Genomic DNA, 22,691 nt, shown 5'->3' on the forward strand with positions numbered 1-22,691 from the left:
AAACTTGAGATCGTAAATTAAGTATAGCGAAATAAAATGCAGCTCGTCCATTAAAAAAATAACGTCTGAATATATTGAAAATTCAAATATGAGATGAACATCCCAGCTTAAATTCAAATCGGGACGTTCATCGGTGTATATTTCCCTAAGTGAAATAGTAAAATGTTATTAAAATAATGAATTTTGACAAGAATCTCTCTCTTTATAACTAACTTTATGACAAAAAAAAGCCCCGGGGAATCCGCCGGGGCATTTTTTAATGACGTCTATATATCTTTTACATTTAAGCATTTAGAGCAAGTGTTTCCGTAGCATTCGTGCTGCTCATCAATATCGTGGCCGCATTTTGAACATTTTTTGGAAGGCAAATTTCTGAAGAACTCGGTGATTTTAGCGAGCATGTTGATTCCCCCAATTCATTTGTTGTCATCATTGTATTATAACAGTATCCGGAAAAGCAATGTCTGTTTTATGACAAAATATAAAACATGCAATTTTTAAGAAAAATGGGTATATTGAATAGGGGGACGATAGACACAAAAAAGAGGTGTGTATACATGAAGATGACAGTTATCGGCTGCTGCGGAGGATTTCCGGCTGCAAATGAAGCGACTTCAGGCTATCTCTTTCAATCCGGGGATTATTCCGTTTTAATCGACTGCGGCAGTGCCGTTTTATCGAAGCTTCAGCTGTTTCTGCCCGTTGAGGAGCTTGATGCCGTTATATTATCCCATTATCATCACGACCATATTGCGGATGTCGGCCCTTTGCAATTTGCCAAACTGGTCGGCTCATTCCTCGGCAAGGGAGCGAATGCCCTTCCGATATATGGACATCCTTTTGATGAAGAGCAGTTTTCAAAGCTTACATATAAAACGCATACCGCTGGATTGGCCTATGATCCGAAACAGTCTTTAGCAATCGGACCGTTTACGTTCACGTTTTTAAAAACGGTTCATCCTGTTGACTGCTTTGCCATGAGGGTGACGGACGGTGTTCATTCTGTCGTTTATACGGCCGATTCGAGCTTTCAGGAAGCTTTCATCCCGTTCAGCGAAGGAGCCGATCTATTGATCTCAGAGTGCAATTTTTATGCGGATCAGGATGGGAGAAGCGCTGGTCATATGAACAGCCTCGAAGCTGGACGCATCGCTGCGGAAGCGGGTGCGGGACATCTGCTCTTGACGCACCTCCCGCATTTCGGGGAACATCAAAAACTAGCAGAAGAGGCCAAAACCGTTTATAAAGGCGCGGTTGATCTGGCGCGCACCGGTTATGTGTGGGGAGAATAGAAGGAGGAACTGACAAACATGCTGTTTATCGATAATCAAAATATTACAGATCCGAGGATCAACTTGGCGATTGAGGAGTACTGCTTAAAGCACCTCGATCCTGAAGAGACGTATCTGCTGTTTTATATCAACCAGCCGTCGATCATCATCGGCAAAAACCAAAATACGATTGAGGAAATCAACACAAAGTATGTGGATGAAAACGGGATCATTGTCGTTCGCAGGCTGTCAGGCGGCGGAGCTGTCTACCATGACCTCGGGAACTTGAATTTCAGCTTTATTACGAAAGACGACGGCAACAGCTTCCACAACTTTAAGAAGTTTACGGAGCCCGTTGTGGCCGCTTTAAAGAAGCTTGGCGTCGATGCGGAGCTGAGCGGCCGAAACGACTTGATGGCAAACGGCCGGAAAATTTCGGGAAACGCCCAGTTCTCTACGAAAGGAAGAATGTTCAGCCATGGCACGCTGTTGTTCGATTCTGAGATTGAACATGTCGTATCGGCTTTAAAAGTGAAAAAAGATAAAATCGAGTCAAAAGGCATCAAATCAATCAGGAGCCGTGTAGCCAATATCAGCGAGTTTCTCGATCAGAAGATGACGACAGTGGAATTCCGAAGCATGCTTCTCCGCTATATTTTTGATAGTGAAGGGGAAATACCGGAGTATAAGCTGACAGAAAAAGACTGGGAAATCATCAATCAAATTTCAAAGGAACGCTATCAAAACTGGGATTGGAACTATGGGAAGTCTCCGAAATTCAATCTTCAGCATTCAAAACGATTTCAAGCGGGATCGGTCGACATCCGCCTGGAAGTGCAAAAAGGCGTGATCCGCGAGTGCAAAATATTCGGTGACTTTTTCGGAGTCGGCGATGTCAGCGACATTGAAGAGAAGCTGACAGGCGTACAGTATGAAAGAAAAGCGATTGAAGAAGCCCTTCAAGGCGTCGATATCAAGCATTACTTCGGCAATATTCAAAAAGAAGAATTTTTGGATCTTGTCTACTAAAAGAGAGGCTGCGGTTTCCGCGGCCCCTTTTTAACATGAGAGGAATGGAAGATATTTCCCGGCAGGCCTTGAGTGTTTTCTGTTCATTTACTATAATGGGAATAGATTTTGATTATCACAAAATGAATGGTCATTCATTCATTTTTAAGGGGTGGGAGAATGAATTTAGTTTCAAAATTAGGGGAAACAGCTCAATCAAAGCCTGACAGAACCGCTTATATTTTTGGAGAACAGACGGAAACATACGGGGGATTACAGCAGAAAATTGATTGCTTTGCAGAAGGTCTGCGCGAAATCGGCGTGGAAAAGGGAGATCATGTCGCATTGCTTCTCGGCAATACACCGCATTTTGTGATTGCGTTTTACGGTGCGCTGAAGGCCGGAGCCGTCGTCATACCGATCAATCCGGCCTATACGCCGACTGAGATCGGCTATATGCTGACAAATGGCGACGCAAAAGTGATCGTGGCTCTGGGACAGCTGCTACCGCTTTACGAAAAGGTGCATGAATCCCTTCCGAAAGTCAGTTGCGTCGTGCTTTGCGAAACGGGAGAGCCGCTACGCGAACCGGAAAGCACCGAGGTTCAGATGAAATTGAAATCGTTTACAAGCATCATGAAACCTCCTGTCCGGCCGTTTCCTGAAATCGACGCCGAAGATACAGCCGCCATCCTCTATACGTCAGGAACCACGGGAAGACCAAAAGGGGCGATGCTCACACATCAAAATCTATTTTCAAATGCAAATGATACAGCCCGCTATCTGACAATGAATGAATCTGACCTTGTCGTCGCCGCCCTGCCGATGTTTCACGTTTTTTGTTTAACGGTCTGCATGAATGCACCGCTCATGAACGGCGCAGCGATTTTGATCGTTCCGAAATTCAGTCCCGCCGAAGTTTTCAAGCTGATTAAAAAGCATCAGGCGACGATCTTCTCAGGCGTTCCGACAATGTACAATTACCTGTACCAGTATGAAGGAGCGGATGAAGCAGGTTTTCGATCCATCAGGCTTTGCATCTCAGGCGGAGCGGCCATGCCTGTCGCTCTCCTGAAAAGCTTTGAAGAAAGATTCGGCGTCCTCGTTTTAGAAGGCTACGGTTTGTCGGAGGCTTCTCCTGTTACATGCTTTAACCCGTTCAGCACCGGCCGCAAGCCAGGATCGATCGGCACGAACATTCTCAATGTGAAAAACAAAGTCGTCAATGAAATCGGGGAAGAGCTGCCTGCCGGTCAAGTCGGGGAGCTGATCGTTAAAGGGCCCAATGTTATGAAAGGGTACTACAACATGCCGGAAGAAACGGCCCATACGATTAAAGACGGATGGCTGTATACAGGTGATTTGGCAAAACGGGATGAAGACGGTTATTTTTATATCGTCGACAGAAAAAAAGACATGATTATCGTCGGCGGCTATAATGTCTATCCGAGGGAGATCGAAGAAGTGCTCTACCTTCATCCGAAAATCGCAGAAGCGGTGGTGATCGGAGTGCCCGACCCGAATACGGGAGAAGCCGTCCACTGCTATGTCGTTCCGAAGAATAAAACGCTGACAGAGGATGATGTCTTGGCGCATTGCAAAAAGCATCTTGCCAAATACAAGCGCCCGGCGGCGATCGTCTTCATGGATGAAATACCGAAAAATTCGACCGGCAAAATTTTAAGGCGCGCTTTAAAAGACATTTTGACAAATCAATCTTGACTCGTTAAAAGGGACGCCTGCCGCGTCCCTTTTCTGCAGTTCTCTGAGAAGAGCGTCTTTTTCCCTTTGGCGGAGAACAAAATATGTGCCCTCCTCTTCTTTCAGGATGACGGCTTCATCTTTCTTCAGCCAGACGGTGAAGTGAACGCGATGTGTGTCGGTCATGCTGATGTATCCGTGATATGCCGGGGAAGGCAGGCTACGTGCCGTCTTTTCCTTCATTCTTTTCCCTTTGTTAAATGTATCAAGCAGGGCGTCTATGTTGTGCCTGTCTTTGATACTGATCGTTTTTTCGCTGTCATCCGCATGCTTCAAGATGATTTCTTCGGCATTTCTTGAGTCGAAAGGCTCCGCCATCAAGTGAAATACATAAAAGACAGTGATGGATAAAATACCGAAAAAAAGTATGATCCCCATTATTTTTTTCAGAATGATCACCCCAGGCATTTATTTTCTCCGTTTAATGGCTTTTCATCCTAAAAAATTATGCTATAATGTTCAATAAATTATACAAATGTTTAATTTATTGTGAGGGGGCGGAAGATGAATTCGATTGAAAAACAAGTTGCAGAAAACATCAAGAGGCTGCGAAAAGTCCGCAATTACAGCCTTGATCAATTGTCATCGATGACCGGCGTCAGCAAAGGCATGCTCGCGCAAATTGAAAAAGGCGCTTCAAGTCCGACGATCACAACTTTGTGGAAGATCGCAAACGGGCTGCAAGTATCATTTACTTCCTTGGCAGAAAAGCCCGCGGGGGAGCCGACGGTCGTCAGAAAGCATGAGAAAACGCCCGTTATGGCCGGAGAAGAAAAATACGCGGCATTTCCGCATTTTCCGTTTGATCAGAAAAAGAAGTTTGAAATCTTTTATATTGAACTTGCGCCCGGCTGTGTACACGAATCAGAGCCTCACCACGGAGGGATTGAAGAGTATGTGCTCGTCTCTAAAGGAGCGATCGCGGTGACGGCGGGTGATTACACCTGCGGTCTGAACGAAGGCGATGCGATGCATTTCACCGCAAACACCGTGCATACGTACGAAAACAACACGGAACAAACGGCATCATGTTATACACTCATTTATTATCCGTAAAGAGGTGTCAAGATGGAAAAGCAGGATTCACTCAACTTTCTAGACGGGCTTCGTTCAGGGGTTTCCCTTGCCGTCGGCTACATTCCGGTCGCTTTGACATTCGGGCTTTTGGCGAAAACAACGGGGCTGTCGCTTTTTGAAACGTTTTTGATGAGCGCCCTTGTCTTCGGAGGAGCGTCCCAGTATATGTCTTTAAGCATGCTCGCCGTTCAGACGGGAATCATCGAAATCGTGATGACGACGTTCATTGTAAATATCAGACATTTTTTATTTTCAGCGACTTTGAATCAATTGGTGGAAAAAGATTCGCCTTGGAAAAAAGCGTTTTACTCATTTTTCGCGGTGACAGATGAATCGTTTGCCGTCGCTGCTCTAAGAAAGGAAAAGCTGACGACCGGTTATATGATCGGACTCGGTTCGATCGGCTATGTAAGCTGGGTTTTTTGGAGTGCGGCCGGGCATTATGCAGGTGCCGCCATGCCGGCTGTTCTCCAGGAAAGCATGAGCATCGCCCTTTATGCCATGTTCATCGGATTGTTGGTGCCGCCTTTAAAAAAACAGCGAAAAGTCCTGCTGCTGGCGGGGGCGGCTGCGCTATTCAATACGGTTTTCCAAATGAACGGCATGTTGTCAGCAGGATGGTCGATCGTCTGCGCTACGCTTTTATCCGCCGTCCTGATCGAATGGCTGTACCAATTTAGAACAGAGGGGAAGAGAAACTATGTTTAGCCCGATCATCTGGATGATTATCGGCATGGCTGCCGTTACATATGTGCCGCGGATGGTGCCGCTCATTGCTTTTGAAAGCCTGAAGCTTCCCGGATTTTTGGAGCGCGTGCTGAAAAATGTGCCGTACGCCGTCTTAGGGGCTCTCATTTTTCCGGGGATTTTTTTCGTGCAAAGCGGGATGCTCTACGGACTTGCCGGCGCTCTTATCGCATTTTTATTTTCCTATTTTGGAGCGAGCGTCATAGTCGTCGTGATGGGGACGATTTTGACGCTCGCAGGCGCCGGCCTCTTGCTCTCATTGTAAGGCTTGGTTCTAACTTTCGCAGGAAAAGCTTACAATAGAAGTAACTGCTATGTGAGAGGAAGTGATTCGCCATGCGGAAATGGATCGCGGGAGCCGGTCTCCTGTATGTGCTGTACGGCCTTTTTTTCTATTGGTATCTCTTTATGGCCGGTGAACCCTCCGTTCCCGAGGCGCTGAAAGGGACAAGCGCAGACCCGGCGGCATTTATGAACGAAAGGGAACTTATGCTGACGGAAGAGTACTCGAAAATAAAGGACTTTCTGTTTTTTATGCGGATTCCGTTTGAGTGGTTTTTATTTTTTATATTGTTGATTGCCGGTTTATCGAGGAAAATGAAGAATTGGGCGGAGCAGACGTCGAAGCGGAGAACGATTCAAATCACAGCATATGTTTTTGCTTTGTTTCTGATCATCACGATCGTTTCTTTGCCGCTTGACTGGATCAGCTATCAATATTCGCTTGACTACGGCATATCAACCCAGACAACCGCAAGCTGGATCAAAGACCAGGTGATCGACTTCTGGATCAGTTTTCCGATCACGGCTGCGGCGGTGATCGTCTTTTACTATTTGATCAAAAGGCATGAAAAACGCTGGTGGTTTTATGCCTGGTGCCTGACGGTTCCGGTTACGCTGTTTTTATTTTTTCTCCAGCCGGTTGTCATCGATCCTTTATACAATGACTTTTATCCGCTGAAAAATAAAGAGCTCGAACAAAGCATTCTGAAGTTGGCCGACCAGGCCGATATTCCTGCGAATCATGTCTATGAAGTGAACATGTCTGAAAAAACGAATGCTTTAAATGCTTATGTGACAGGAATCGGCGCCAATAAAAGGATTGTGCTCTGGGATACCACGCTGAACAAGCTGAATGAGCCGGAAATTTTATTCATCATGGCGCACGAAATGGGACATTATGTGATGAAGCATGTTTACATAGGACTCGGCGGGTATTTGCTTTTATCCCTTGCCGTCTTTTATGTGATCGACAAGCTGTACAAGTGGATCATTTCCCGCTATGGGGGAAGTCTTCGTATTGCGGGAAAATCCGATCTAGCGGCGCTTCCGCTTCTTCTGATGCTGATGGGGGTCATCTCTTTCACGTCGTCTCCATTTACGAACGCGGTTTCGAGGCATCAGGAAAAAGCCGCTGACCAGTATGCGATTGAACTGACGAAAAACAGCGATGCAGCGGTTTCGACGTTTCAAGAGCTCTCAAAAGCCGGGCTGAGCGAGGCAAACCCGCCGTTTCTCGTCAAGATTTTTAAATACGGCCATCCGACGATCATGGAACGGATTCAAAATATTGAACAACCTTCATCAGAATGAAGAAAAAGCTAGTGCTAAAAACACTAGCTTTTTCTATATGCCATTTGTTAGAATATGTTATTGAGCGGCAGCTTCGACATTGATCAGACCTTTCCCATAGTAGAAGGAGCTTCCCAAATAAGTCGCCGTACTGGAGAGACGGTTGCGGACTTGTGAAGCTGAAAGGTTCGGATGTTTTGACAAGATCAAAGCTGCTGCTCCCGCTACATGAGGAGAAGCCATTGACGTTCCGTTCAATGTTGCATAAGTGTTCGTTGGGTAAGTGCTGTATACGCCTGCGCCAGGAGCCATGACTTCAAGCTCTGCTCCCACGCTGGAAAATGAAGCTCTGTTGCTGTTAGAGTCTACCGCACCAACTGCGATGACAGAATCATATTTCGCAGGATAGCCGATTGTATTCGTGTTTCCTGAAGATCCGCTGTTCCCCGCTGCAGCCACAACGACAACCCCTCTTGCATATGCATTGTCGACCGCCTGTTTCATCGCTGTCGAGCCTGATGCTCCCCCAAGACTCATATTAATAACATCCATGCCGTTTGTTGTCGCCCACTCGATTCCGCTTACAATGCCGCTGTATGATCCGCTTCCGCTTGAATTCAGCACTTTAACCGCGTACAAGGATACGCTCGGCGCAACGCCTAATACACCCGTTGTATTGTCAAGTGCAGCTACTGTACCGGCAACATGCGTGCCGTGTCCGTTGCCGTCGGTGTTATAAGCTTCGCCAGCCACAAAGCTTGCTCCGCCGACTACGTTCAATTCCGGATGAGAAGCTTGGATTCCTGTATCCAGTACGGCTACTTTTACATTCGCTCCCTTAAAACCTTGAGCCTGCACTTTGTCCGCTTTAATGAGAGGAATGCCGTAAGGAACGGTTTGCGCCAAGGCATGGGCAACATGATCCTCTTCCACATAAGCGACATCCGGATCATTTTTGACTTCCTCAAGCGCTTCTTTGTCTAGCTTCGCTTTTGCCGCGTTGATGATTCTAAACTGCTTGTCCACTTTTCCGCCGCTCTCTTTGATGATGTCCTTTTTGACGGATGTGGTTTTTACCCCTGACTTAAATCCGACAATATAATCCTTTTCAACATTTTTCGCCGGCTGAGCAGCAGAAGCGGAATCGCTGAAGGCCATCGTGAACACGAGCATGAAAGCCGTCAGCATCCCAAGCCAAAAACTCTTTTTCCTCATCATTACTCACTCTCCTCCATTTATTCAGAATAATTGAAATAGAGGAATAATATACTCTATTCTAATTATTCTGTTAATTTATTATAGAAAAAAAATGAATTATATGGAAGACCTATTTTTTTGAAGGACCAATTTAAAATTTTTGGTTATTAATAACTGTTTTAGAAAAAAACTCAGTTCGAAAGTATGAATAGATCGCCTAGCCTGACAAGGGAAGAGGTCCCGGAGACCGCGAATGACAGGAGATTGCTTCATCTGATTCATTTTATGAAAATACTATTCATTTATTTTATGAGATAATTTTTTGCCGAAGGAGGTTGCGGACTTGTCGATCATCTATTAGAATATGCAATATATCGCATACAGAAACGGGTGAAAGATATGAAATCAGCTCATGTGAAAGGCGTATTGATGGTACTTGCAGGTGCTTCATTATGGGGATTATCGGGAAGCGCTGCACAGTACATATTTGAAAGGGGAGCGGTTGAAGCCGGCTCGCTTGTCTCTGTCAGGCTTCTGGCATCGGGAGTCATTCTCTTGTTATATGTTTCAATGAAAAACGGTTTTCAACATGTGTGTCAGATATGGAAGAAAAAAACAGATATTTGTTCGATTTTAGTATTTTCCATTTTTGGAATGCTTGCCGTTCAATATACGTTTTTTGCTTCAATTGAAAAGGGTAATGCCGCGGCAGCTGCAATTCTTCAATACTTGGCGCCTTTTTTCGTATTGTTTTACCTATATGTTAAAAAAGAACTTCCGCCTAAGTGGAAAGATGCCGTACTTACTTTATTGGCGCTTTCCGGCGTGTTTCTTCTGTTGACAGGCGGAAGGCCGGACAGTTTGTATATTCCGGCCGAGGCCGCCGTTTGGGGCATTTTGTCCGGCGGTGCGCTTGCTTTCTATACGGTTTTTGCAGGAGGATTAATTCAATCGTTCGGTGCTTTGACGGTTACGGGATGGGGTATGCTCATCGGAGGGGCCGGAATTTCTTTTTTGTTTCCGCCGTTCCGGTTTGACCTTTCGCACATTGAGGCAGGGGAGGCGGCAGCTATTCTGTTTGTTGTATTGTGCGGCACAGCTTTGGCGTTTGCCCTATACATCGGCAGCCTCTCTTATCTTTCCGCAAAAGAAACGAGCTGCCTGAGCTGCGCCGAACCGCTAGCGGCCGTTCTGTCGTCGGCGGTCTGGCTGGGTGTGCCGTTCAATGCATTTCAAGGTGCCGGTACGGTTATGGTGATCATCACGGTCATCATCCTTTCCCTCTGCAGAGAAAGCAAAGCGGGGGATTCCGTGAACGAACGGGTGTAGAAAGGAGAAGGAGGCTCCTTTCTTTTTTATAATGATAATGATTATCGTTGTTATTAGTATGAAGTGTTGCTATAATAATTTCGTCTACAACCAGAAAAGGAGATACATATGAAGCCCAAATATTTTGCTGTTTTATTCCTATTGATGATATCAGTGATGACAGCCTGCTCGGGAGGAAGCGAAAGTACGAAAACCTCCAGTCAGAATTCCGTGACAATTAAGCACGACCTAGGAGAAACGAAAGTGCGGAACAACCCGAAAAAAGTTGTGGTTCTTGAATTGGGTTTTATTGATGCGCTCCTTGACGCGGGCATTAAGCCTGTCGGGATTGCGGACGACGGCAAACCTAAGTTTATTAACGAGAAGGTCAGAGAAAAAATCAAAGGGTATACTTCAGTCGGTTCGCGTGCCCAGCCAAGTTTTGAAAAAATTGCTTCTTTAAAGCCCGATTTAATTATTGCCGATTCGAGCAGACACAGCGGTGTCTATGATAAACTGACGAGCATTGCGCCGACAATCGCGCTGAAAAACTTGAATGCCGATTATCAGGACACGCTTGACGCGTCTCTTACGATTGCGAAAGCCGTCGGCAAAGAAAGCGCAATGGAGAAAAAGTTGGCTGAACATAAACAAAAGCTGAATGAATTGAAACAGAAATTCGGCAGCCGGAAACAGAGCATTCTTCTGCTTGGAAACACAAATGAAGCAATCACCGTGCGCGACGAAAACTTTTTCACGTCTCAGCTTCTGACGAAAATCGGCTTTACATACGGTGTCGGAGACAGCGGCAAAGACGATGCCGAAAACGGTGAATCCGTCAATATTAAAATGACGCTTGAGCAGCTGCTTGAGAAAGACCCCGACACCATTGTCCTGATGACGGGAGAAAAAGATAAAGTCGATGAAGACGGGAAAAGACCGATCGAAAAAGACCCTCTTTGGAAAAAGCTCAGCGCCGTCAAAAACGGCAAGGTTTATGAAGCCGACAGATTCGCCTGGTCGCTCCGCCGCAGTATTGACGGAGCAGATGCGCTGATAGATGAAATCGGTCAGCATCTTCTGTCTGAGGATCAAAAGAAATCTTAAGAGCCTGCGGGCTTGCTGGACGGGATGACGCATGCTTTTTACAAAAGCATGCGCTTGTTTTTTTCTAAAGGAGTGACCTGTTTTGACATATATGAAACGTTTTGCACCGCTCATTTTTGTTTTTCTTTTGCTCGCGGGTTTTTTGCTTTCTGTTTCAATCGGTTCGTCAACGATTGCGCTGTCCGACATTTGGGCAGCTGTGTTTGCGTACGACGATTCAAAATTGCACGCGATTATTCAGTCCATCCGAATTCCGCGCGCCTTGGCTGCCGCATTCATCGGCGCGAATCTAGGGGCTGCAGGTGCACTGATGCAGGCGGTGACAAGAAATGCGCTCGCATCTCCGAGCATCTTCGGAATCAATGCAGGGGCCTCTCTTGCTGTCGTATGCTTGACGGTGATGTTTCCTGCGCTTGCCGCTCCCCAGACAGCGATGGGAGCCGCTTTTGCCGGCGGTGCAGCGGCCGCGCTGATCGTGTACGCGGTTGCCTCAGTATTCAGCGAACACGACAGGGATATCAGCTTTGCCTTGATCGGTGTCGTCATTCAGGCGATCATTGCTTCGATGACGCAAATGCTGCTCATTTTTCATGAAGAGTCGACAGAAACGCTGTTGTTTTGGCTTTCCGGTTCTTTAGCGGGGAGCTCGTGGGATAAGCTTCATTTGTTGATTCCGGTAAGCATTGCGGGTTTGTTGACGGCTTTGGCCTTAGGAAGGGCGGCTTCGGTCATGAGTCTCGGAGATGATGTTTCACATGGGCTGGGACAAAACGTATGGCTCAGCAGATTGTTCATCGCCTTCACTGTTGTCGCGCTGGCGGGAGCATCCGTTTCCGCTGCCGGACCGATTGGTTTCATCGGTTTGATGGTTCCTCATATGATCCGGTATCTGATGGGGGCTGACTACCGGGTAGTGATTCCGTATTCGGCATTGCTTGGAGCCGTTCTTTTGCTGTTTGCCGATATTCTGTCCCGCTTTGTCTATTTTCCGTACCAAACGCCGGTCGGAGTTGTCACGGCAATGATCGGGACGCCGTTTTTTATCTGTTTGGCGAGAAGACGGAAAAAGGGGGCGTCATGATGAACAATACGGCAAGAAAAACGAAAAGACGGCGCGCGCAATCGGCGCTTGTCCTCTCTGTGTTATGCGCCTGTTTGTTGATGCTCATTGTGCTCAATTTGGCGATCGGCGATGAAAACATCGGACTGTGGGACGTAATGAAATCACTGGCAGGGAAAGGGGATGCGGGAGTCCGCTTCTTGGTGATGGAATTTCGAATGCCGCGCATCCTTCTCGCTGTGCTTGCGGGAGGGGCGCTTTCAATCGCGGGTGTAGTCGCACAATCGCTAATGAAAAATCCGCTGGCCGCACCCGACACGCTTGGAATTACAGGAGGAGCGGGATTGGGCGCTGTGATCGTTACGGTCTTGTTTTCACAGCAAAGTCCGCTTCTCCTGACGGGCGCCGCCTTTTCAGGAAGCGTTTTGGCTGCTGCTCTCGTCTATTTATTGGCTTATCGAAACGGGATTTCTCCTGTGCGGCTGGCGCTTGTCGGGATCGCGGTCAATGCTTTTTGCCATTCGGGTATTCAGCTATTCATCTCAAGGGGGAGCCCGAATGTAAACAACGCATTAATTTGGCTGAACGGAAGTCTGTGGGGGAGAGGCTGGGATGATGTACTGTCTCTTTTCATATGGTGCTGTCTGGTGATTCCTCCGATATGGTTTGCGGCAAAACCGCTCGATATCATCAAATCAGGGGACGGGATTGCCGTCGGCCTCGGCCTCCGGCTTGAAAGAACGCGGTTTCTGCTGCTTGCCGGCGCGGTTCTGCTGACAGCTGCGGCTGTGACCGCCGTGGGAACAATCGGTTTTATCGGGCTGATGGCGCCCCATATCGCAAGAAAGCTGGCAGGGGCTGAAACGAGGATCTTGATTCCCGTTTCAGCTCTCGTCGGCGGCATCGTTCTTTTGATAGCCGATGCCGCCGGAAGAGGCCTTGTTCCGCCGCTTGAAATACCGGCCGGATTGATCGCAGCCATTATCGGCGGTCCGTATTTTATCTATTTGCTGCGCCGCGAAGCGAGGCGGGGGAGAGCATAAAAAAAGACGGCATCAACCATGCCGTCTTTTTTTAATCTGACAAATGGTGTGAAAGATTGTAATCCTTCACATGCCATTTATTTTCATGGAATTTGATGTTGCTTAGGCAGGCATTGACGAGCTTCGTATTTTCCAGGTTGATGTCGCCGTTTGAGATTTTTGACAGAAGAGCGTGTATCGCGGCTCCGTGTGCGACGATCAGCACTTTTTTGTCCGGATACCGCTCGCTGACCTTTTGAACGCCGGCCATCAGCCGTTCGGCAAGCGCTTCTTTTGATTCCTGATTCGGATATTCTTTATCTGGATAGAGCCTCGTTCTTTCATCGAATGGCATCCCTTCTGCGTCTCCGTAATTCCTTTCGATGAAATCTTCCATTTCGATGATTTCAAGTCCCAGGTATTGATTGATGATTTCAGCGGTTTCTTTCGCTCTTCTTAAAGGGCTTGTAATGATGACGTCCCAGTCGGACCCTTTCAAAAACGCCCCGGTTTCTTTTGCTTGTTTTTGACCTGTTTCATTTAACGGAATATCGGTTCTTCCCTGCAGTTTTCCTAAAGCATTCCAGTCCGTCTCGCCGTGCCGGATCAAACAAATCGCAGTCATTCTGAAAAATCTCCTTTCGATGTCGGCTTTCGCGTTTTTCGGTGATATGGCTATTATACTAAATTTAAAAACAATGACTACGAATGATGACTGAACAGAGAAAAATTCAAACGATTTTTTCAAAAAGGAGCGCCATACCGACTCCGCCGCCGCTGCCGATCGCAGCGACGGCATACTTCAAGTTGTCTCTTCTTACCGCTTCGTAAAACAGGCGGGTTACCAACACGGCTCCTGAAGCACCGTACGGGTGTCCAAGCGCCAAAGCGCCTCCCCTGACATTCAGTTTGTGATAGGGCAGGCCAAGCTCTCCGGCGCAGGCCGCGATTTTGACGGCGAACGCTTCATTGATCTCAAACAAATCGATGTCTTTGACAGACAGGTTTCTTTTCTTTAAGAGTTTTTGAATCGCGGGCACCGGGGAAATTTGCGGAACGTTTGGATCGACGCCGGCGACCTCGCTGTCAACAAATCGGAGAACAGGCTGCAAGCGGAGCGCTTCCGCTTTTTCTTCGTTCATCACGACAACCGCGCTTGCCCCGTCGTGAATTCCGCAGCTGTTTGCGGCTGTTACGGTTCCTCCTTTTTTAAAGACGGGTTTTGCTCTATCGATGATGTTTTCCAGCGGCCGTTTGCGAATCATGCTTTCATCGGCAGCCAATCCTTGAAATGGCAGAATCTCGTCGTCATAATAGCCGTTTTCAAACGCGGACTCGCTTCTTTTATAGCTTAACAGGGCATAGTCGTCCTGCATCTTGCGGGTAATGCGGAACCGCTCCGCCGTCAGCTCAGCGGCAATTCCCATATCCGGATCACCCCATTCATCGGGAGAAAACCTCGCTCTTCCCGGAAAAGGGGAGAGGCTTGCACTTTCCGTTCCTCCGGCAATATAGCAGGATCCTGCCCCGGCTTGCACGAAACAGCAGGCGGTCCGGATCGCTTCAAGCCCAGCGCTGCATTGACGGTCTATCGTCATTCCTGTGACGGAAACGGGAAGACCGGCGGCAAGCGCGGATAAACGGGCGATATTGCCGCCTGGTCCGACGACGTTTCCGAGGATGACCTCGTCCAATATCCCGTTCAGCGGTTTTGCGAGGTGCTTGATCAGAGAGGCGGCAAGATCATGGGGCTCAGCATTTTTCAATAAGCCGTTTTGTCTGGCGAGCGGCGTTCTTTTGGCGGCCGTGATGACAGCTTTCATCTGATCACGTCCTTCAGCTGTTCTTTTAGAAGGTGACGGGCGATTTTTCCTCCGGAAGTATGCGGAATCTGTTCAAGATAGTGCCACATTCTCGGCACTTTGTACGGAGCGAGTCGGCTTTTGCAATATGCTTTAAGCTCTTTAACCGGGGCTTTACCCTTAATGACGGCTGCCGCTTTTTCTCCCCAGTAATCATCGCGGATGCCGATTACTGCAGCTTCTTCCACTTCCGGGTATGACAGGAGAACACCTTCAACCTCTTCGGGGAAAATATTGATGCCGCCGTAGACGATCATGCTGTTCTCCCTTCCTGTTATGTACAGGTAACCGTCTTCATCCTTCCAGCCCATGTCATCGACTGTCATCCAGCCGTTTTCATCAATCGGGGAGGCGGCGGAAGCTTCTTGGAGGTAGCCTGAAAACAGCATCGGGCTTTTCACGAAAATTTTGCCTACCTCCCCGATTCGGACTGCTTCCCCTGAGCTTGAACGGATGGCAACGTCAACATTGTGAAAAGGCCGTCCGACAGAGTCTGGCTTCACATAAAAGTCTTCCGGAGCGGACACAGAGACGAAGCTCATCTCAGAAGTTCCATAAAAATCGAATAAAGAAAGATGCGGATACGCTTTTTGAATCGCTTTTTTAGCCTGCCTGCTCCAATTGGCGCCTGAGGAAATGACCTTGACTGGTTTATCGATTCGCCTGTTCTCAGCTCTCAGGGCTTCAGTCATCGTCGGCACCGTGAACAGCGTTGTCACGGGATTCCGGGCGACTGCGTTTTCGAGCCGGGACGGTGAAAATTTTTTCAGAAGGTAGACGGTTCCGCCGAGATACAGCGATGTCATTGCTCCGTATAAAAAATGCGAGAAGAAGAGCGAGCCGGGTATCACGACGCTGTCTCCGGCTGATAGCTGAAAGTCCCTGCTGCTGATGCGAAAGCTTTCGACCCAAGAGCGATGTGATCTGATGAATGCTTTCGGAGCTCCGGTAGACCCGGATGTAAAGCCGATGTAAAACGGTTCATCATCAAACGTGCGAAGTTCCAGGACCGGAGCGTGATTGATTTCGTCAAGGCATTCGTTCAGAAGCAGCGTTTGTTCAAGATCAGGGAACGGCTGATCCGAGATGAACAGTTCGGCTTTGCAAAGAGAAAGCTTTTCCCGGCATTCAGACGGGCTCCAGCGCGGATCAAACGGAACGGCCGTCCAGCCGGCCATCGCCGCTCCCGCGAACAGCTGCAAAAAAGGCAGTCCGTTCGGAAGCGAAAAGGCTATTCTTTTATTCTCTGTTTTTTTCGCGCTGAGCCAACTGGCCGTCCTGCATACTAACTGGTGCCATTCCAGATAACTGACAGACATTTCATCTGTTTGAACAGCCGTTTTCCGAGGATGGATTTTGGCATGGTATTGATAAGTCTCAATAATTGGCACGGTTTCAATCCTCCTAAGCTGCATTTCTGCTTACGTTGTTTTTGAGCGCTTTTCTTAATCTTAGCACGAGAAAGGCGGCTGCGGTGGATTTTAGCAGGTCTCCGGGAACATACACCAGGCAGAGCTTCATCGCTTCGGTAAGAGGAATTTGCATCAGAAACGCCTGGACAGGAACGCCTGCCGTGTATAACAGCAATACGCCGAATAAGAGATGAATGAAAAAGAGGTTTCGAAAATGTAAAACCTTAAGTTTGCCGACGGCCCATGCGATGCAAAACGCTGCGACAGGGTAGGCGAGCAGGTAGCCGGCGCTTGGGCCCATGAAGACGCCGATTCCGCCCCTTCCTCCTGATAGGAGAGGCAAGCCGCTTGCGACAAGCAGCAAAAAGACGGTAAGACTGAGTGCCGCGTTCCGCGGTTTGTTGACTCCCCCGGCGAGCATGACGCCAAGCGTCTGAAACGTAACCGGTACGGGCGTGAATGGCAAAAAGAGCGGCGGGAAAAAGCCGAGCGCTGCCATGATGGCTGTGCTAAGCGAGATAAATGTCATATCTTTGACTTGCATAGTAGTCTCGATTCCTTTCAATTACGTAATAGAATCAAAGTATCATTTAAAGTTCTATAATGTCAACTTTGTTTTTATTTAAGTTTACAAAAAGGGGATCGAAAGAAAAAACACAGGCCATGAGTTGACCTGTGTACAGGAATGATTTATTTTTTTGTCAGCTCTACGAGAGAATCGACTGAAACCGCGACTTGTGACACGGCGGCATTGACATCTTGAAGGCCGCTTAAAAACGCCTGCAGGTCGCCTTCGATTCGGCCGCTTTGCTCTTTGCTCGTTTTCATATTGGAGACGATATCATCGAATAGATGATTGATCTCCGACATCTTGTCTTTGCTTTCGTTCACGAGTTCGTTTACATCTGTAATATGCTTCGTGACGATCGAGATTTGCGCGTTTGTGTTATTGACGAGCTCAGATACGGTGGAGACGGTTTTTTTCGTATCATCGGACAGCTTTCTGACTTCGTTTGCGACGACTGCGAACCCTTTGCCGTGCTCTCCCGCCCTTGCCGATTCGATCGAGGCGTTGAGTGAAAGCAAATTCGTCTGCTCGGCAATGCCTGTTACGATTCCGAAAATCTTTTCGATCTGCAGCGCGATTTCTTCCAGCTTTTTAATTTCCTGCTCGATTTGCGTCATGCTGCTTCCCATTTGATTGAGCTGCTGTTCCTGCTCCTCAAGCTCCTTTTTTCCGCCAATCGATTTTTGTTCGACAGAAACGGCTGTCTTCGTTCCGGCTCTTGACGTTTCGGCGATCTCGGACGATTTGTCGACCAATTCCTGTACAGCGCCCGTTGTTTCGGCAAATAAAGCGGCCAAAGAACCGGAAGTATCTTTGATTTGCCTGTGAAGCTCATTTTTGCTCTCTTCATCAAGTCTGCGGAGCCTTGCATGCTCGTCTTCAAAGGCCTCGAGGACGATCTGCTGTTCGATGTTAAGAATTTTGGTGACGGCTTTGACTGACCGCCTGTATTCCTTATCGGATAATGCGTTTTCAAAGATTGTCAGCATGGAAAGAAGGAGATCTTGAAATGCCCCCAGATACCACTTTGGCAAGAGCCCAATGCGAAGATGAACGTGGGCGATCCGGATTCTTTTTTCTAAAAAGGCTTCGTCGATGACACCTGAAAACATTTCCTGGATGTGGATCGTCAATGTCTTTTTGAGACGGTCGACTGAGCTGTTGTCATGGATGATCTCCATCAAAGAGTTTTCATGCTCAAGGTTTTGGTAAAACCGGGTGACGATGGTTTCGATATGTTCAGTGACTAAAGGCTTCAGCCTGCTCAGCACCCAAAGATCCTCATCCGTCAAATCGACCATTGCCAGCTGTTTTTTAAATTCTGCGTGCTGATTGAGCCTGATTCTTTTTGTTTGGTCAGGGCTTTCTCCAGCAAAAAATGATCGTTCTGTCTTTCTATCCTTTTTGAATAACACGATCGTATCCCCCTGTAATTGTTAATGATAAAACTGCCGTTTTTATGAAATTTCCAGCATTTATCTTTTTATCGGCAATTTTTCATTCCTTTTTAACTTGTACACCTCAGCTTTCCGGATCTTTCAGAGGTTCTACGGCAGGACCCTCGATGACATCGCCGTCGATCGAAAACCTTGAGCCGTGGCACGGACAGTCCCATGTCTTTTCTCCATCATTCCACTCGACTTCGCAGCCCATATGGGTGCATGTTGTGTCAACCAGATGAAGCTCGCCTTTTTCATCGCGATAAGCACCCGCACGCTTCCCGGCATGCGACACGACCGCGCCTTCTCCGTTGATAAGGTCTTCCGGCTTCCTGATCGGCTGTTCAAGTTTTCCTTCGGCAAAGTGTTTTGCAACATCCGCGTTATAGGAAATCACTTTTTTGATGCTTGGATCCGGGTGGAAACGGGCCGGTTGAAAGACGGCTTGATAAGGATTGTCTTCGCCTGCGATATGGTCTGTCATCAGCTGCGCGGCGAGGGTGCTCGTTGTCATGCCCCATTTCCGAAAACCGGTGGCAACGAGAATGCGCTTTTCTTTCGGATAGATCGGCCCGATATACGGAATTTTGTCAAGCGTGATTAAATCTTGCGCTGACCAGCGGTAAGGGATCGATTCAATGCCGAGCACGCCTTCCGCAAATGATTCAAGCGCCTGATAATGCTTGATTGTATCTTCTCCCTGGCCGGTTTTGTGGCTTTCACCTCCGACAAGAACCATTTTTTCTCCGTCGATCGTCACCGAACGGAGCGAGCGTGAAGGCTGATCTATACTTAAATACATGCCGCCTGGATACGGCGTTTTTGGCTTGACCGCGAGCACGTATGACCGGCTCGGCTCAAGCCTTGCAAAATAGAAGCCTTTTTTATCATGAAACGGAAAGTGCGTGCAGCACGCGACATAATCACTGAAGATTTGATGCCCGTTTCTTGTCAGCACTTTCGGCCGGTCGCCTTCTTTGATTTCCTTAGCCGCCGTGTTTTCGTAAATTTTTCCGCCGGCTTCCCGGACGGTCTCTGCAAGGTGTTTCAAATAGTGAAGCGGATGGAACTGGGCCTGGTTTTTCATGACAAGTCCTGCTTTCATATCGATGGGTACGGGGAGATCTTTGATGAATTCCCTGTCAATCCCGAGCTTTTGGTATGCCTCATATTCCTTTCTGATTTTTTGGACCGATTGTTCTTCAGTTGTGTAAATGCACGCGTCCTGTTCTTCAAAATCGCACGGGATCTTTTGCTCAAGCACGAGGTTTTTGATAAAGGACAGCGCCTTGACGTTTGCTTCATAATACAGTCTCGCATTCGGCATTCCGATATGCCCGATCAGCTCATCATAGATCAGATCATGCTGCGCGGTGATTTTCGCTGTCGTATAGCCGGTTGTTCCGTCGAGTATCCGGCCGGATTCGATCAAGACGACACTGTAGCCTTTTTTCGTCAGTAAATAAGCAGTCGTCAGTCCGGTCATGCCGCCCCCGATGACGGCAACATCTGTTTTGACATCTTCAGACAGTTCCTCGAACGAAGGAAGGTCTGTACTGTTTCTCCAATACGATTCAGGCGAGTCCGGCAATTTTCGTTCTTGATTGCTCACAAAATTCCCTCCATCATGCATCTGTTTTGTTCTTAAATTTTCCCAATTGAGAAATAATCATGCATGTGAAACGGCTTGTCATAAAAAAGGGGCGTTTTCATAAAATAGTAAGGTTGAATCGATGTGAAGGAGGGAATCGTTTTGAGCAAGCAGCCGAAGAAAGTACTGCCTCCCCAGCACCAAACGCAGCGTCCGGGATTGGAGTATTTGATGGATCCCCGGCCCGTTTTTGACCGGCCGAAACGAGAGCGGAAACTGGCCGGGAAAACCGCGATTATTACGGGTGGAGACAGCGGAATCGGCCGTGCCGTGTCCGTTTTGTTTGCGAAGGAAGGCGCGAACATTGTCATCGTTTACTTAAATGAACACCGCGATGCAGAAGAAACAAAGGGATATGTGGAAAAAGAAGGGGGCGGATGCAAGCTGATCGCAGGAGACATCGGAGACGAGGCTTTTTGCAACGATGTGGTGCGCCAGGCAAAGGAAGCATTCCCAACGATCGATATACTCGTCAATAATGCGGCTGAACAGCATCCGCAAAAGGGAATCGAAAAAATTACAAGCCATCAGCTGATCCGTACGTTTCAGACGAATATTTTTTCCATGTTTTATTTGACAAAAGCTGTGCTGCCGCATTTGAAAAAAGGCAGCTCAATCATCAATACCACTTCGATTACGGCTTATGCCGGCAATGAAAGGCTGATCGATTATTCTTCGACGAAAGGAGCGATTACATCATTTACGCGTTCGCTCGCTTTGTCGCTTGTCGATCAGGGTATCCGTGTGAATGGGGTGGCGCCGGGTCCGATTTGGACGCCGCTGATTCCGTCGACGTTTATGGAGAGAGAGGTCGAAATATTCGGTTCAACAACGCCGATGGAACGGCCCGGACAGCCTGCTGAAGTGGCGCCGAGCTATTTGTTTCTAGCCAGCGACGATTCTTCTTACATGACGGGCCAAGTGCTCCATGTCAACGGTGGAACGATTATTAACGGATAAAAGGGCCGGGACTATTCATAAGCCGGCTCTTTTCGCGTAAAAAAGCCAATCCGGGAGGGATTGGCCGTTATGCGTGCTTTTTCAGCGCTGTATATTCTCTTGAAAGTTCAAGGAAAGATTGCTTATCTCCTTTGTCTAACGCTTCATTAATCTTCTTGTTCAGCGTGTGCAAACGCCGTTTAAAAAGCGATTCATCAAGGACCATTTGAATGTAGATATCCGTGATGGTTACATCAAGTTCTTTCACCTTTTGGGTATTGCGGGACTTCATGAGCTCAGCGTACGACTTTTTCTCTTTCATAAAGATTCCCCCTGATGCCTTTTTTATAGTATATGGATTACACAGCAAAAAATCAATAAGTATTTATAATTTTTAGATAATTATTCAAAGATGCATGTTTATGAGAATAAAAGTTTGTATATTTGGACAAAGAAACACGGATTTAATCGAACAAAACATAAAAATGGAATTTAAAAAACATATTTTCAAATTAATTGGAAAAAATCCTGTCGTTTTGTAAAGGATAATGTTAGATTAATAGTATAAATTTACTAACGATTAGGAGGATCATGATGAGCACAGAGGATATGACAAAAGATACGTATGAAGTAAACAGTTCGACAATGGCTGTCCTGCCTCTGGGAGAGGGGGAGAAACCCGCCTCAAAAATACTCGAGACCGACAGGACTTTCCGCGTCAATATGAAGCCGTTTCAGATCATCGAAAGAAGCTGCCGCTATTTCGGATCCAGCTATGCGGGGAGAAAAGCGGGCACATATGAAGTCATTAAAGTTTCCCATAAACCGCCGATCATGGTGGATCACTCAAACAATATTTTTCTTTTTCCCACATTTTCCTCAACTCGTCCTCAGTGCGGGTGGCTTTCCCATGCGCATGTTCACGAGTTTTGCGCGGCAAAGTATGACAACACGTTTGTCACGTTTGTCAACGGGGAAACGCTGGAGCTGCCCGTATCCATCACATCTTTTGAAAACCAGGTTTACCGAACGGCATGGCTGAGAACAAAATTTATCGACCGGATTGAAGGAAACGCCATGCAGAAGAAACAGGAATTTATGCTCTATCCGAAGGAAGACAGGAATCAGCTGATATACGAATTCATCCTCAGGGAGCTGAAAAAGCGCTATTGATCGGGAGCGGCTTTGAATAAATAGTGCTCAAGAAGCCTGGATACCTGGTTGCGGATGCGGGGATTAAAATAGTTATGCTCTTCTTCGTATCCCTCATATATAAAGGAATACATCGTAAAGGCTTCATCCCGTGACACTTCATGCACCTTGATTTTCCGCCGGCGCAGTTCATTTTTTACGTCGTACAGATCGCGCTGGGCAAGCTTTAACGCCTGTTCGATCAGACGCTGATAAGGATCTTTCAGCTTGAACGGCCCCTGCTGGATGATTTTCATATCCCGGTTTAATATGCTGACGGTCATCGGGAGGTAAATTGCCTTTTCAATCATATCCCTGGCTTCGGCGGGAATTCTTGTCATGGCTTTTCTCCTCATTTCTTTTGTTGATAAGGAACGTTTGTTCTGTTTTTATTTTACACGAAAGACGGCCTTTTAATCAAGAACGGGAAAAAATGACTAAAATGATCAAGTTGTTTCAGACTAATACAGAAAACACCGAGACGGATGATTTAAAGTTT

Annotated in this window: 24 protein-coding genes and 1 pseudogene; 13 read left to right on the forward strand and 12 right to left on the reverse strand. The window is 47.3% G+C overall.

All coding sequences use genetic code 11. The features are described from left to right. Positions 1–266: 266 nt before the first annotated feature. Positions 267–401, reverse strand: coding sequence for a protein YhfH (gene yhfH / locus MST20_RS00975; RefSeq protein WP_003180302.1), 135 nt, complete (start codon positions 399–401; stop codon positions 267–269). 156 nt (positions 402–557) lie between these two features. Between yhfH and MST20_RS00980 the strand changes: the two genes are divergently transcribed. From MST20_RS00980 to MST20_RS00990, 3 genes are all read left to right on the forward strand, one after another. Next, positions 558–1,292 carry an MBL fold metallo-hydrolase gene (locus MST20_RS00980; RefSeq protein WP_165426562.1) on the forward strand — a complete coding sequence of 245 codons (735 nt, stop codon included), beginning with the start codon at positions 558–560 and terminating at the stop codon, positions 1,290–1,292. An 18-nt stretch (positions 1,293–1,310) separates the two neighbouring features. Continuing rightward, on the forward strand, positions 1,311–2,300 hold the full coding sequence (lplA, locus tag MST20_RS00985) for a lipoate--protein ligase (RefSeq protein WP_243939437.1): 990 nt from the start codon (positions 1,311–1,313) through the stop codon (positions 2,298–2,300). Positions 2,301–2,459: 159 nt separating this feature from the next. Then, a complete protein-coding gene (locus MST20_RS00990; RefSeq protein WP_243939439.1) occupies positions 2,460–4,001 on the forward strand; it encodes a fatty acid--CoA ligase family protein in 1,542 nt (513 codons plus the stop codon). Here the strand turns inward: MST20_RS00990 and MST20_RS00995 are convergent. After that, positions 3,972–4,448, reverse strand: a complete 477-nt coding sequence (locus MST20_RS00995) for a YhfM domain-containing protein (RefSeq protein WP_243939441.1) — start codon at positions 4,446–4,448, stop codon at positions 3,972–3,974. The two genes, MST20_RS00990 and MST20_RS00995, sit on opposite strands and share 30 nt — an antisense overlap. Before the next feature lie 96 nt (positions 4,449–4,544). On the opposite strand from MST20_RS00995, the gene MST20_RS01000 reads away from it, so the two are divergent. The 4 genes from MST20_RS01000 to MST20_RS01015 all read left to right on the forward strand — a co-directional run bounded on the left by MST20_RS01000 (position 4,545) and on the right by MST20_RS01015 (position 7,457). Next, positions 4,545–5,096: a helix-turn-helix domain-containing protein gene (locus MST20_RS01000; protein WP_243939443.1), complete on the forward strand. Its 552-nt coding sequence runs from the start codon at positions 4,545–4,547 to the stop codon at positions 5,094–5,096. 12 nt (positions 5,097–5,108) lie between these two features. Next, on the forward strand, positions 5,109–5,825 hold the full coding sequence (locus MST20_RS01005; RefSeq protein WP_243939445.1) for an AzlC family ABC transporter permease: 717 nt from the start codon (positions 5,109–5,111) through the stop codon (positions 5,823–5,825). Beyond that, complete coding sequence (locus MST20_RS01010; RefSeq protein ID WP_243939447.1) at positions 5,818–6,129, forward strand: AzlD domain-containing protein; 312 nt, start codon at positions 5,818–5,820, stop codon at positions 6,127–6,129. The genes MST20_RS01005 and MST20_RS01010 overlap by 8 nt, the downstream gene beginning before the upstream one ends. Before the next feature lie 71 nt (positions 6,130–6,200). Beyond that, positions 6,201–7,457: a M48 family metallopeptidase gene (locus tag MST20_RS01015; protein WP_243939448.1), complete on the forward strand. Its 1,257-nt coding sequence runs from the start codon at positions 6,201–6,203 to the stop codon at positions 7,455–7,457. Between the two features lie 57 nt (positions 7,458–7,514). On the opposite strand, the gene MST20_RS01020 is transcribed toward MST20_RS01015, so the two are convergent. Next, a complete protein-coding gene (locus MST20_RS01020) occupies positions 7,515–8,651 on the reverse strand; it encodes a S8 family peptidase (RefSeq protein WP_243939449.1) in 1,137 nt (378 codons plus the stop codon). Between the two features lie 381 nt (positions 8,652–9,032). Here MST20_RS01020 and MST20_RS01025 point away from each other — a divergent pair, with 381 nt between their 5' ends. From MST20_RS01025 to MST20_RS01040, 4 genes are all read left to right on the forward strand, one after another. Further along, positions 9,033–9,962, forward strand: coding sequence for a DMT family transporter (locus tag MST20_RS01025; RefSeq protein WP_243939450.1), 930 nt, complete (start codon positions 9,033–9,035; stop codon positions 9,960–9,962). A 108-nt stretch (positions 9,963–10,070) separates the two neighbouring features. Continuing rightward, positions 10,071–11,048, forward strand: a complete 978-nt coding sequence (locus MST20_RS01030) for an ABC transporter substrate-binding protein (RefSeq protein WP_243939451.1) — start codon at positions 10,071–10,073, stop codon at positions 11,046–11,048. An 82-nt stretch (positions 11,049–11,130) separates the two neighbouring features. After that, positions 11,131–12,129 (forward strand): FecCD family ABC transporter permease, encoded by a 999-nt coding sequence (locus tag MST20_RS01035; RefSeq protein ID WP_347880846.1) that lies wholly within the window; start codon positions 11,131–11,133, stop codon positions 12,127–12,129. Continuing rightward, positions 12,129–13,151 (forward strand): FecCD family ABC transporter permease, encoded by a 1,023-nt coding sequence (locus MST20_RS01040; RefSeq protein WP_243939452.1) that lies wholly within the window; start codon positions 12,129–12,131, stop codon positions 13,149–13,151. The genes MST20_RS01035 and MST20_RS01040 overlap by 1 nt, the downstream gene beginning before the upstream one ends. Before the next feature lie 31 nt (positions 13,152–13,182). On the opposite strand, the gene MST20_RS01045 is transcribed toward MST20_RS01040, so the two are convergent. From MST20_RS01045 to MST20_RS01070, 7 genes and pseudogenes are all read right to left on the reverse strand, one after another. After that, the gene (locus MST20_RS01045; RefSeq protein WP_243939453.1) at positions 13,183–13,755 is read right to left on the reverse strand and encodes a histidine phosphatase family protein; all 573 of its coding nucleotides are present in this window, start codon (positions 13,753–13,755) and stop codon (positions 13,183–13,185) included. 106 nt (positions 13,756–13,861) lie between these two features. Next, on the reverse strand, positions 13,862–14,953 hold the full coding sequence (locus tag MST20_RS01050; RefSeq protein ID WP_065643337.1) for an acetyl-CoA C-acyltransferase: 1,092 nt from the start codon (positions 14,951–14,953) through the stop codon (positions 13,862–13,864). Next, on the reverse strand, positions 14,950–16,383 hold the full coding sequence (locus MST20_RS01055) for an AMP-binding protein (RefSeq protein ID WP_243939468.1): 1,434 nt from the start codon (positions 16,381–16,383) through the stop codon (positions 14,950–14,952). The genes MST20_RS01050 and MST20_RS01055 overlap by 4 nt, the downstream gene beginning before the upstream one ends. Positions 16,384–16,396: 13 nt before the next feature. Beyond that, positions 16,397–16,948, reverse strand: a complete 552-nt coding sequence (locus MST20_RS01060; protein ID WP_065643339.1) for a biotin transporter BioY — start codon at positions 16,946–16,948, stop codon at positions 16,397–16,399. A 146-nt stretch (positions 16,949–17,094) separates the two neighbouring features. After that, positions 17,095–17,601 (reverse strand): methyl-accepting chemotaxis protein, encoded by a 507-nt coding sequence (locus MST20_RS21315; protein WP_374706265.1) that lies wholly within the window; start codon positions 17,599–17,601, stop codon positions 17,095–17,097. Positions 17,602–17,853: 252 nt separating this feature from the next. After that, positions 17,854–18,387, reverse strand: a pseudogene (locus tag MST20_RS21320) (protoglobin family protein); the annotation flags it as partial. 106 nt (positions 18,388–18,493) lie between these two features. Then, the gene (locus tag MST20_RS01070) at positions 18,494–20,044 is read right to left on the reverse strand and encodes an FAD-dependent oxidoreductase (RefSeq protein WP_429703600.1); all 1,551 of its coding nucleotides are present in this window, start codon (positions 20,042–20,044) and stop codon (positions 18,494–18,496) included. 120 nt (positions 20,045–20,164) lie between these two features. Between MST20_RS01070 and MST20_RS01075 the strand changes: the two genes are divergently transcribed. Then, entirely contained in the window at positions 20,165–21,022 is an 858-nt protein-coding gene (locus MST20_RS01075; protein ID WP_243939474.1) for an SDR family oxidoreductase, read from the forward strand. Between the two features lie 67 nt (positions 21,023–21,089). Here the strand turns inward: MST20_RS01075 and MST20_RS01080 are convergent, their stop codons facing one another. Beyond that, a complete protein-coding gene (locus tag MST20_RS01080; RefSeq protein ID WP_020450828.1) occupies positions 21,090–21,323 on the reverse strand; it encodes an IDEAL domain-containing protein in 234 nt (77 codons plus the stop codon). A gap of 272 nt (positions 21,324–21,595) precedes the next feature. Between MST20_RS01080 and MST20_RS01085 the strand changes: the two genes are divergently transcribed. Continuing rightward, on the forward strand, positions 21,596–22,174 hold the full coding sequence (locus MST20_RS01085; RefSeq protein WP_026579946.1) for a competence protein ComK: 579 nt from the start codon (positions 21,596–21,598) through the stop codon (positions 22,172–22,174). Here MST20_RS01085 and MST20_RS01090 read toward each other — a convergent pair. Continuing rightward, the gene (locus MST20_RS01090) at positions 22,168–22,533 is read right to left on the reverse strand and encodes a YhjD family protein (RefSeq protein ID WP_165426576.1); all 366 of its coding nucleotides are present in this window, start codon (positions 22,531–22,533) and stop codon (positions 22,168–22,170) included. The two genes, MST20_RS01085 and MST20_RS01090, sit on opposite strands and share 7 nt — an antisense overlap. Positions 22,534–22,691 lie beyond the last annotated feature (158 nt).

The organism is Bacillus sp. B19-2, assembly GCF_022832475.1.
GTDB classification, from domain to species: Bacteria; Bacillota; Bacilli; order Bacillales; family Bacillaceae; genus Bacillus; species Bacillus paralicheniformis.